Origin of the sequence: Kosakonia pseudosacchari, from assembly GCF_900184035.1 — a bacterium.
GTDB classification, from domain to species: domain Bacteria; phylum Pseudomonadota; class Gammaproteobacteria; order Enterobacterales; family Enterobacteriaceae; genus Kosakonia; species Kosakonia pseudosacchari.
This window is the reverse complement of the sequence record NZ_FXWP01000022.1, coordinates 194995-205782: the sequence shown is the minus strand read 5'-3', so window position 1 is coordinate 205782 and position 10788 is coordinate 194995. Positions and strand designations below refer to the sequence as shown.

General features: G+C 55.7%; 9 protein-coding genes. 3 read left to right on the top strand and 6 right to left on the bottom strand.

All coding sequences use genetic code 11. From position 1 onward, the window contains the following. Positions 1-205 precede the first annotated feature (205 nt). The 5 genes from amtB to BN2591_RS18025 form a co-directional block, all read right to left on the bottom strand. Positions 206-1492 (bottom strand): ammonium transporter AmtB, encoded by a 1287-nt coding sequence (amtB, locus tag BN2591_RS18045; protein ID WP_020456781.1) that lies wholly within the window; start codon positions 1490-1492, stop codon positions 206-208. A 31-nt stretch (positions 1493-1523) separates the two neighbouring features. Then, positions 1524-1862 carry a P-II family nitrogen regulator gene (gene glnK / locus BN2591_RS18040; RefSeq protein WP_002891893.1) on the bottom strand — a complete coding sequence of 113 codons (339 nt, stop codon included), beginning with the start codon at positions 1860-1862 and terminating at the stop codon, positions 1524-1526. A 255-nt stretch (positions 1863-2117) separates the two neighbouring features. Beyond that, positions 2118-3896 carry a SmdB family multidrug efflux ABC transporter permease/ATP-binding protein gene (locus BN2591_RS18035; protein ID WP_086873266.1) on the bottom strand — a complete coding sequence of 593 codons (1779 nt, stop codon included), beginning with the start codon at positions 3894-3896 and terminating at the stop codon, positions 2118-2120. Further along, positions 3889-5652, bottom strand: coding sequence for a SmdA family multidrug ABC transporter permease/ATP-binding protein (locus BN2591_RS18030; protein WP_086873265.1), 1764 nt, complete (start codon positions 5650-5652; stop codon positions 3889-3891). Before BN2591_RS18030 ends, BN2591_RS18035 begins: the two co-directional genes overlap by 8 nt. A 51-nt stretch (positions 5653-5703) precedes the next feature. Then, on the bottom strand, positions 5704-6162 hold the full coding sequence (locus BN2591_RS18025) for an Lrp/AsnC family transcriptional regulator (protein ID WP_017458897.1): 459 nt from the start codon (positions 6160-6162) through the stop codon (positions 5704-5706). A gap of 115 nt (positions 6163-6277) precedes the next feature. Between BN2591_RS18025 and BN2591_RS18020 the strand changes: the two genes are divergently transcribed. Then, positions 6278-7324 (top strand): PLP-dependent cysteine synthase family protein, encoded by a 1047-nt coding sequence (locus BN2591_RS18020; protein WP_086873264.1) that lies wholly within the window; start codon positions 6278-6280, stop codon positions 7322-7324. Between the two features lie 42 nt (positions 7325-7366). On the opposite strand, the gene cof is transcribed toward BN2591_RS18020, so the two are convergent. Then, the gene (gene cof / locus BN2591_RS18015) at positions 7367-8185 is read right to left on the bottom strand and encodes an HMP-PP phosphatase (RefSeq protein WP_086873263.1); all 819 of its coding nucleotides are present in this window, start codon (positions 8183-8185) and stop codon (positions 7367-7369) included. Between the two features lie 110 nt (positions 8186-8295). Here cof and BN2591_RS18010 point away from each other — a divergent pair, with 110 nt between their 5' ends. Then, positions 8296-9993: an SgrR family transcriptional regulator gene (locus BN2591_RS18010; protein WP_086873262.1), complete on the top strand. Its 1698-nt coding sequence runs from the start codon at positions 8296-8298 to the stop codon at positions 9991-9993. A gap of 66 nt (positions 9994-10059) precedes the next feature. Next, positions 10060-10755 (top strand): 7-cyano-7-deazaguanine synthase QueC, encoded by a 696-nt coding sequence (gene queC, locus BN2591_RS18005; RefSeq protein ID WP_086873261.1) that lies wholly within the window; start codon positions 10060-10062, stop codon positions 10753-10755. Positions 10756-10788 lie beyond the last annotated feature (33 nt).

The window sequence follows — 10788 nt, the reverse complement described above, 5'->3', positions numbered from 1 at the left end:
CCCATCGGGCCCCCCTTTTGATTTCTTGTTGAACTTTTGCAGTTGCCAGACCGCAAGCTGTTTTAACAAATCAAAAGGGGTTTTAATAACTGGCTTAAAGCTGAAAGCTTTCCGGAACCCCCAGCCTGGCTGGGGGTTTTCTATAGACAAAAAGAAAAGCCTCCGAACGGAGGCTTTTTTATGCTCAGGAGATAACTCAATGTAATCAGGCGTTATAGGCGTTTTCGCCGTGGCTGTTCACATCCAGCCCTTCACGCTCTTGCTCTTCCGGTACGCGCAGGCCTACCGTCATATCCGCCAGTTTGTAACCGATAAAGGCCACCACGCCAGACCACACGATAGTGATGGCAACGCTTTCCAGCTGTACCAGTACCTGATGGCCCATGGTCACCCCTTCAGCGAAACCGACACCGCCCAGCGACGTAGACGCGAAGATACCGGTCAGGATACAGCCCACGATGCCGCACACACCATGCACACCGAAGACATCGCATGGGTCATCAACACGCAACATACGTTTCAGTGCAGTAACGCCCCACAGCCCTGCCAGACCGGCAATCAGACCCACAATCAGCGCGCCGCCGACACCCACATAACCGCACGCCGGGGTGATACCAACCAGACCCGCGATGGCACCAGAACAGGCACCGAGCAGAGACGGCTTACCGCGCATTGCCCACTCGCCAAATACCCACGCCAGAATAGCGGCCGCAGTGGCAACAACCGTGTTCACGAAAGCCAGCGCAGCGATTTCGTTCGCCGAGCTTGCAGAGCCGGCGTTGAAGCCAAACCAGCCAACATAGAGGATCGCGGTGCCGGTGAAGACCATCGGCAGGTTATGCGGTTTGAACGCTTCTTTGCCAAAGCCCACGCGTTTGCCAATCAGGTAAGCCCCCACCAGACCTGCGATCGCGGCGTTGATGTGAACAACCGTACCGCCCGCGAAATCCAGCGCGCCGTGGGTTGCCAGCAGACCGCCACCCCAGACCATGTGCGCAATCGGCACATAAGAAAGCGTCAGCCATACCACCACAAAAATCAGCACCGCAGAGAAGCGAATACGCTCAGCCAGCGCACCGACAATCAGGCCAACGGTGATACAAGCAAAGGAGCCCTGGAACGCCACGTGGATGTACTGATAAATGCTGCCCATCACGGCTTTCAATTCGATGTTTTTCAACATCGCCCAGTTGAAGCTGCCGAAGAAGCTGTTGCCCTCGCCAAATGCCAGAGAGTAGCCGTAAACCACCCACAGGATGCACACCAGAGCGAAGGTGACGGCAACCTGCGTCAGCATCGACAGCACGTTTTTACCGCGGATCAAACCGCCGTAGAACAGCGCAATGCCCGGAATGGTCATAAACAGCACCAGCGCGGTGCAAATCATCATAAAGCCGTTGTCGGCTTTATCCGCCACAGCGGGAGCCGCCATCGCCAGGCCTGGCAGCAACGCCAGCGAAGCAAGAGCCGTTTTTAATGTTGTGTTTTTCATTGTTCCGATCCCCATCACTGTGTGTCTTGTATTACAGTGCCGCTTCGTCGGCTTCGCCGGTACGAATACGAATGACGCGTTGCAGCTCGGCAACGAAGATTTTGCCGTCGCCAATTTTTCCGGTGTAGGCCGCTTTGCTGATCACATCGATCACTTCATCGAGTTGATCGTCGGCGATCGCCACATCAATTTTCACTTTTGGCAGGAAATTGACGCTATATTCCGCACCGCGGTACAGCTCAGCGTGACCCTTCTGACGGCCAAAGCCTTTCACTTCAGTTACGGTCAGCCCTTGAATACCAATAGAAGAAAGCGCTTCACGCACGTCTTCAAGTTTGAATGGCTTAATCACCACGGTAACCAGCTTCATAGATCCCCCTCCAGTCGAATTCGATAATGGCCGCAGCTAACACGCAGTAGACATTGCAATCGTTGTGCCAGGAATGAAAACAGGGAGGATTTCAGGTTGTTAGTGCGCCCGGACGGGCAGAGCAAGAAAGGGAAAAAAGTCTGCTTGTGATTCGGCAGGTTACGCGCAAAGAAAAACGCACCATGACAGTGCACGGTGCGTTACTTTTTTGCACCAACAAAGATTCCGTAAAGGTGCGTGCTTAATTTTGGTGCATCAGGCGATAAGCGACTCTTCGCGCGCGCTGGCAGCCAGCTCTTCACCGGCAAGCTGCAACTGATACATCTGCCAGTAACGGCCTTTCGCTTCAAGAAGTTGCTGATGTGTGCCCCGCTCAACTGCCTGCCCGCGATGCAGCACCAGAATCGTTTCTGCCTCAACAATGGTCGATAAGCGGTGGGCGATCACCACCAGCGTCGTATGCTCACGCACGGCCGCCAGCGCGTGCTGAATCGCCTGTTCGGTGCCGGAATCTATGTTCGCTGTCGCCTCATCCAGAATCAGGATCTGCGGTGTATCAACCAGCACGCGTGCCAGCGCCAGCAGTTGCTTTTGTCCCACCGAGAGGTTATTACCCTGTTCGCCCAACCGGGTGTAAATGCCGTCGCTCATCGTACGCGCCAGTTCCGCCAGTTGCACCGTTTCCAGCGCTTTCCACACCTGCTCTTCGCTGATCTCACGTCCCAGTGTGACGTTGGCAAAAAAGCTGTCCGCCAGTACCACCGGATCCTGCTGCACCATCGCTATACCTTTGCGCAGCGCCGCGTGCCCTAATGCAGAAAGAGGACGCCCGTCCAGACGGATCTCCCCTTTCGTCAGCGGGTAATAGCCCATTAACAGGCTGGCCAGCGTACTTTTCCCGCTGCCAGTGTGTCCGACCAGCGCGACAAAGCTGCGCGGTTCAACGTGCAGGGAGATATCCTGCAGCACCAGTTGATCGTCGCGGTAAGCAAACGAGAGATTGTCGATGTCAATAGACCCGCTTTGTAGCGGCGCGTCATCGTAACCATAAGTCTGGCGCGGCCTGTCCATCAGTTCGAACACGCGCTCGCCAGCGACGACTGCCTGCTGCAACATCGACTGCTGCGTTGTCAGCTCAATCAGCGGCTCGTTAAGACGTCCGAGATAACTGATAAAGGCGTACAGCACACCGACTTCTACCGTGCCTACGGACGAGAAGCCGAACAGCATCAGCAAGCCGCACAGCACCAGCGCGGAGAAAAGGCTCAACAACGGACGCAGCAAAAAGCCGTCCAGCCGCAGGGTTTGCATGCGAGCGATATAGTGCGAACGGCTGGATTCGCTCATGCGTTCCCCAAAACGCGCCTGCTGACGGAACTGCTGAATAACGCTCATACCGTTGATGATTTCGTTGAAACCATCGTTGATATCCGCCAGATAAGCTCGCATACGCCGCACAATGGGCGTGCTGTAACGCTGGTATAGCAGCATCACTATTAACACCGCCGGGAAAATCGCCATCGCCACCAGCGCCATACGCCAGTCGAGGCTGAACATCGCCACCAGCATCGCGCCAATCAGCGCCGCGCTGCGCAACACCGTTGCCACCACCGTGACGTAGAGATCGCGGATCACTTCAGTATCGTTGGTCACACGCGAAATAATTTGCCCGACGGGCTGGGTATCGAACGCGCTAAGCGGCTGGCGCAGGGCGGCGTCCATCACATCGGTACGCAACTGTTGCACGACGCCGACCGCCGCCTGGTTAAACAGCAGCGCTTGCGCATAATGCAGCAGCGCCGCCAGCAGTTGCAGGCCGATATAGACCGCCGCCATCCCGGCAACCACGCCGAGCGGCAGATAGTTTTTCGCCACCATATTATCGATAAAGTAGCTGATCAGCGCCGGGCCAGAAACTTCGGCAATCGCCGCGATCCACAGCATCAGCACCGCTTTCGCCAACGGTTTGCGCCACGGAGAGCCATATTTCAGCAAGCGTTTAAGCGTTGGCCACTGTTTGGTGAAATTACGCATCAACCGCCTCCTGAGGCACATCATTCAGCGCCGCCTCCAGTTGCTGATAGCGATACATATCGCGATACCAGCCCGGCTGGCGCGCCAGTTGTTCGTGCTGGCCGCGTTGCGCGATGTGTCCATGCTGCATGACGATAATCTCACTGGCTTCGGTCAGCGCCGACAGGCGATGCGCGCTGATAATAACGGTGCGTCCTTCGCCCCACTGGCGCAAATTATGCAAAATCTGATGTTCAGTACGCCCATCCACGGCGGAAAGCGCATCATCAAGGATTAAGATCTCCGCATTCAGCAGCAGCGCACGGGCAATGGAGATTCGCTGCTTTTGCCCGCCGGAGAGCATCACGCCGCGCTCGCCCACTTCGGTGTCATACCCCTGCGGCAGGCGCAGGATATCCTCGTGCACGCTGGCAAGTTTCGCCACATGCTCGATCTCTTGCTGTGTCGCATCGGGTTTACCCAGCGCAATATTGTTGCCCACGGTATCGGAGAAGAGGAATGGCGTCTGGTTGACCACCGCCAGGCGGCTGCGCCAGGCGTCCAGTTGCAGGCGCGTCAGGGGGATATCGTGAAAACGGATATCGCCCTGATCAACATCGAAATGGCGCTGAATCAGAGAAAGCAATGTGGTTTTTCCGGCGCCTGTCGGGCCGCAAATACCCAACATCTGACCCGGTGCCAGCGTCACAGCCACATTGTTGAGCGTCGCGCTCTCGGTCTGCGGGTAACGAAATTCACGGATGGCGATATGCAAGTTACCGCGCCCTTCCGGCACGGGTTCGGAGCCGTCATTCACAACCGGCGCTTCCGCCAGCATATCGCGGATGCGGCTATAAGCAGCGCTGCCGCGCTCGACGATGTTAAACATCCACGCCAGCGCCAGCATCGGCCAAATCATCAGCCCCAGATACATCGCAAAGCTGGTCAACTGGCCGAGCGTTAAGGAACCGTGCACCACCATCCAGCTACCGCCGCCAATCGCCAGCATGTTCGCCATACCAATGGCGATATAAATAGTGGGATCGAAACGGGCATCAACGCGGGCCACACGCATGTTTTTCGCGCCGGTGTCGGCCGCCTCACGGCTGAACAGTGCCGACTGGCGATCCTCCAGGCCGAACGCTTTGATCATGCGAATGCTGGTCATGCTCTCCTGGGTACGATCGTTTAACGCAGAAAACGCCGCCTGCGCCAGCTTAAAGCGTTGATGCAACTGATCGCCATAACGCTTGATAACCAACGCCATGATCGGCATCGGTAATAGCGACAGCAGCGTAAGCTGCCAGCTGATTTGCGTCGACATCACTATTAGCACCACGCAGCCCATCACCAGTGAATCCACCAGCGTCAACACCCCTTCGCCCGCGGCAAAAACGACGCGATCGACATCGTTGGTCGCGCGCGCCATCAAATCACCGGTGCGGTGACGGAGATAAAATTCCGGGTGTTGTCGGCTTAACTGGCGGTAAAAATCTTCCCGCAACTCAACGGCCAGTTGATAGGATGCGCCGAACAGCCAGACGCGCCAGACGTAGCGCAGCAAGTAGGTGACGATCGCAACAGCGACCAAAACACCCACCCACATCCACACTTGCTGCGTGGTGAAGTGCTGTTGGGTAACGCCATCCACCACGATCCCCACCACTTTGGGGGGGATAAGCTGCAAGATAGCAATGATAATAAGTAAGGCGACAGCCCCGAGATAGCGTTGCCATTCCCGGCGAAAGTACCAGCCTAACTGAGCAAATAATCGCACGCGGTTACATCCTGAACGTGATTTTCCGGCAGTGAATTACTGCCGCGAGGGTTATTCAATGGGCAAAGCCGTGGTGTATTTTATCTGTTCCATAGCGAAGCTAGAAGTGACATCTGACAGGCCCGGAACGCTGTTCACCAGCTTCTTGTAAAAGTCGTCATAGCGTTTCATATCTGCCACCTGCACACGCAGAAGATAGTCGTATTCTCCCGCCATGCGCCAGAAACCGAGCACTTCCGGCATCTGCGTGACTTCGTTAACGAAACGGCAGTACCAGTCGCTGCTGTGATGCTGGGTTTTGATCAGCACAAACGCCGTCAAATTTAACCCCAGCTTTTCCGCATCCAGCACCGCCACCCGGCCGAGTAAAATGCCGTCATCTTCCAGCCGTTTCAGACGTTTCCAGCACGGTGTGGTGGTCAGATTAACGGCATCTGCCAGCGCCTGCAAAGAGAGCGAACAATCCTGTTGCAATAGCGAAAGCAGTTTACGGTCAATTTTATCTAGCATTCCGCACCTCGGGAGAAAAATTTTCTCTTAACAGTCTAATACAAAGGCGAAATGACAACCCTTTTTTCTTTCTCTTTCGCTAGACTGGGCACAAAATGACAAACGGATAATCACCATGAATAGCAGTTGGGTTAAATACGCTATAAACGAAATCAATGCGGATGCGCAGCGCTCAGCAGATACCCATTTGATCCGCCTGGCGTTGCCGGGTTTTGCAGGCATTAATCTCTATTTAAAAGACGAAAGCACTCATCCGACCGGCAGCCTGAAGCACCGCCTGGCGCGCTCGCTGTTTCTTTACGGCTTATGTAACGGTTGGATCAAAGAAGGCACTACGATTATTGAAGCCTCTTCCGGCTCCACGGCGGTTTCAGAAGCGTGGTTCGCCCGGCTTTTAGGTTTACCGTTTATCGCCGTCATGCCGCACTGCACGGCGAAACGCAAGATTGAGCAGATTGAGTTCTACGGCGGTCGTTGCCACTTTGTCGATAGCGCCTGCGAGATTTACGCCGAGTCCGAACGGTTGGCGAAAGCGTTGAACGGCCACTATATGGATCAGTTTACTTTTGCCGAGCGCGCAACCGACTGGCGCGGCAATAACAACATTGCCGACAGTATTTTCCGCCAGATGAAAAATGAACCGCACCCGCAACCCGATTATATTGTAATGAGCGCGGGCACCGGCGGGACTTCCGCCACCATTGGCCGCTATATTCGCAGCCAGGGCTATGGCACTAAGTTGCTGGTGGTCGATCCTGAAAACTCCGTATTCCTCGACTACTGGCAACATCGCGACGCCGGTTTGCGAAGCACGGTGGGCAGTAAAATCGAAGGCATTGGCCGCCCGCGTGTGGAACCCTCGTTCATCGCCGACGTTGTTGATGAGATGCTGCGTGTACCTGACGCGGCAAGCATTGCCACTGCGCAATGGCTGGAAACGCAACTGGGGCGCAAAGTGGGCGCATCCACCGGCACCAATATGTGGGGCGTGTTGCAACTCGCCGCGCGGATGCGTGAAGAAGGCCGTAAGGGTTCTATTGTCACATTGTTGTGCGACAGCGGTGAACGCTATCTGGACACCTACTACAATCCGCAATGGGTCGCGGCGAATTTCGGTGATATTGAACCGTGGAAAGCGGAAATCGCCCGACTGACGGCATAAAAAAAGCCAGGCAGTGGTGCCTGGCTTGCTGGAAAGATCTTTTCATTCGGGGGAATAAGGAAGATTGGGTGTGTCCAGCCAGTGTGTCAAAAAATGGGATACCGCCTGATCCCGGCAGTGTCCAATTACCGGTAAATGGGGCAGCGCCGCACGCAGTTGCGGCATGGCGTTGCCCATGATCATGCCCTTCCCGACGCTTTCGAGCATCTCCCGGTCATTCATCGCATCGCCAAATGCCATGCAATCCTGCAATGAATAACCCAGCTTTGTGCTGAGCACCGCCAGCGCCGAGCCTTTATTGCATCCCACCGGCAGGATTTCCAGGCAGTCCATCGCCGAGAAGCACAAGTGCGCGCGTGCGCCCAGCACCTCATTTAACTGAATGCGCAAACGGCAAAGATCGTCGTGATCGCCAACAAAGCAGATTTTGGTCACGTCGTGCGCAGGCAGCCGTTTAAGATCGGTGAGCTGGTAGGTAAACCCGCTGTAAAGGTGCGCCTGCAACGTCTCTGGCAGCGCTTTGTCGGTAAACCAACCCGAATCATTGAAAACATGGACAGTGGCATCGGTTTCCCAGCGACTGTGCAGCACCAGATCGGCCACTTCCGGGTTGAGATCCTGGCGATACAACACATCACCTTCGCGAGAATGGATCCGCGTACCGTTGCCGGTGATCAAGAAAGCATCCATCGCGATAGCGCTAAGAATGCGGCGCATCTCCAGCGCATGCCGCCCGGTCGCAAAAGCGAGTGTCACCTCCCGCTCATGCAAGCGCCGGAGAGTTGCTAAAGTTTGGTCGCCCAAACGATGGTCGGGCATTAACAAGGTGCCATCCATGTCAAAAGCGGCCAGACGTGCCATGATTTTTCTCCGCTTGCAGTGCGTTATTGTGAAGTTCAGTGTTGTGTTCCAGTATTGCGTGGGATATACGGAAGTAATAGTGAATAGATAAAAATTATTGTTCCGGGTTTATGCGACAACTTAATCGGCTTAATCAATACCAGCGTCTGTGGCAGGCATCCGCCGGTGAGGCGCAATCCGTCAGCATTGGTGAACTGGCGGCACGCTGTTTTTGCAGCGAGAGGCATATGCGCACGCTACTGCACCAGATGCAGGAAGCAGGTTGGTTAAGCTGGCAGTCGCAATCCGGGCGCGGCAAGCGCGGTGAGCTTCATTTTCTCGCCACACCTGAATCCCTGCGTAGCGAAATGCTGGAACTCGCGTTAAACGCTGGGCAACAGCAGAACGCGCTGGCACTGGCGCAGCTCGATCCTGACGATCTGCGCGCATTGCTGAATCCCTTTCTGGGCGGCTTATGGCAGAACGAAACGCCGACGCTGCGTATTCCCTATTATCGCCCGCTGGATCCACTGGTTCCGGGATTTCTTCCCGGCCGTGCGGAGCAACATTTAGCCGGACAGATTTTTAGCGGCTTAACACGTTTCGTGGCGCGCAGTTTTCAGCCGCAGGGCGATTTGGCGCACCACTGGGATATCAGCCCGGATGGGCTGTGCTGGCGTTTTCATTTGCACGCAACGCTGCACTGGCATAACGGCGACGCCGTGACGGCTGAACAGTTACAGGCGCGGCTGCACATGCTGCTGACGCTGCCCGCTCTGCAAAAGCTGTTCGCCAGCGTCGAGCGCATCGACATAACACATCCATGGTGTTTAACTTTCAAGCTGCATCACCCCGATTATTGGCTGGCGCACAGGCTGGCCAGCTACGCCAGCCGCCTGGCGCATCCGCAGCATCCGATGCTGGGTACCGGCCCTTTTCGGCTGGTGACATTCAGCCGGGAGCTGGTGCGTCTGGAAAGCCATGACTATTACCACCTGGGCCACCCGCTGCTTAAAGCGGTGGAATTCTGGATAACCCCGCAACTCTTTGAGCAAGGTCTCGGCACCAGTTGTCGGCACCCGGTGCAGATTGCCATTGGCGAGGCCGATGAGTTGCAGCACTTGCAGCCGGTGAGTAACAGTATCAGCCTGGGATTCTGCTACCTTACTTTGCGCCCGGGTGCGCGGTTGAATGACGCCCAGTTACGCCGGCTGGTGCAGATTATTCATCACTCTTCGCTACTACAAACGCTGCCGCTGGATGAGAATCTCATCACACCGAGCCGGGAGCTACTACCCGGCTGGCACATGCCTGACTGGCCCACCGAAGAGGTTTCGCTACCTGGCAAACTTACGCTGGTTTACCACTTGCCCGTGGAATTACACACCATGGCGGAACAGTTTAAGCGGCATTTACAGACACTTGGCTGTGAGCTGACGGTGATTTTCCATGACGGTAAAAACTGGGAAGGCTGTCATCAGCTCGCCAGCGCCGATTTGATGATGGGGGACAGACTGATCGGCGAAGCGCCAGAATGTACACTGGAACAGTGGCTGCGCTGCGATCCGCTGTGGCCAAACCTGCTGAATACTCAACAATTTGCGCATCTGCAAACCACACTGGATGCGGTTCAGCGCCAGCCCGACGAACAGCAACGCAACCGCGCGCTACAGGATGTTTTTTATCACTTGATGGACAAAGCTATTCTCACCCCGATGTTTAATTATCAGTACCGCATTAGTGCGCCACCGGGTGTGGAAGGGATCCAGTTAAATACGCGCGGCTGGTTTGATTTTGCAGAAGCCTGGCTCCCTGCCCCATCGCTGTGAAGAAGCTGGTCGCTGCCAGCCGCTCGCGCTACCATAGCGCTTTATTTGTCATTGTCAGGAAGAATTATGAAACGTGCCGTTGTTGTGTTTAGTGGCGGACAAGACTCCACAACCTGCCTGGTTCAGGCGTTGCAGCAGTACGATGAAGTGCATTGCGTAACCTTTGATTACGGCCAGCGTCACCGCGCCGAAATCGATGTGGCACGAGAACTGGCGCTAACGCTGGGCGCACGCGCGCATAAAGTGCTGGATGTGACGCTGCTAAATGAACTGGCGGTGAGTAGCCTGACGCGCGACAGCATCCCTGTTCCGGATTATGAACCTGACGCGACCGGCATTCCGAACACCTTCGTGCCGGGACGTAATATTCTGTTTCTGACGCTGGTCGCCGTGTATGCCTATCAGGTACAGGCGGAAGCGGTGATCACCGGGGTATGCGAAACTGATTTTTCTGGTTATCCCGACTGCCGCGATGAGTTTGTTAAGGCACTGAATCATGCGGTCAATCTGGGGCTGGCAAAAGAGATTCGTTTCGAAACGCCGCTGATGTGGATTAATAAAGCCGAGACGTGGGCACTCGCGGATTACTGGGGCAAGCTGGATCTGGTGCGCAGCGAGACGCTGACTTGCTATAACGGCATCAAAGGCGATGGCTGTGGGCATTGTGCGGCCTGTAACCTGCGCGCCAACGGTTTACAGCATTACCTGGCGGATAAAACTGCCGTGACGGCGGCAATGAAACAGAAAACCGGGCTCAAGTAAGCACGATACCCGGCCCGGTGAGCGTCAGCGCCA

What these genes read in the sequence shown, in the direction of transcription:
- amtB (WP_020456781.1), bottom strand. Translation starts at nt 1,492, where the DNA reads ATGAAAAACACAACATTAAAAACGGCTCTTGCTTCGCTGGCGTTGCTG.
- glnK (WP_002891893.1), bottom strand. Translation starts at nt 1,862, where the DNA reads ATGAAGCTGGTTACCGTGGTGATTAAGCCATTCAAACTTGAAGACGTG.
- BN2591_RS18035 (WP_086873266.1), bottom strand. Translation starts at nt 3,896, where the DNA reads ATGCGTAATTTCACCAAACAGTGGCCAACGCTTAAACGCTTGCTGAAA.
- BN2591_RS18025 (WP_017458897.1), bottom strand. Translation starts at nt 6,162, where the DNA reads ATGCTAGATAAAATTGACCGTAAACTGCTTTCGCTATTGCAACAGGAT.
- BN2591_RS18020 (WP_086873264.1), top strand. Translation starts at nt 6,278, where the DNA reads ATGAATAGCAGTTGGGTTAAATACGCTATAAACGAAATCAATGCGGAT.
- cof (WP_086873263.1), bottom strand. Translation starts at nt 8,185, where the DNA reads ATGGCACGTCTGGCCGCTTTTGACATGGATGGCACCTTGTTAATGCCC.
- BN2591_RS18010 (WP_086873262.1), top strand. Translation starts at nt 8,296, where the DNA reads ATGCGACAACTTAATCGGCTTAATCAATACCAGCGTCTGTGGCAGGCA.
- queC (WP_086873261.1), top strand. Translation starts at nt 10,060, where the DNA reads ATGAAACGTGCCGTTGTTGTGTTTAGTGGCGGACAAGACTCCACAACC.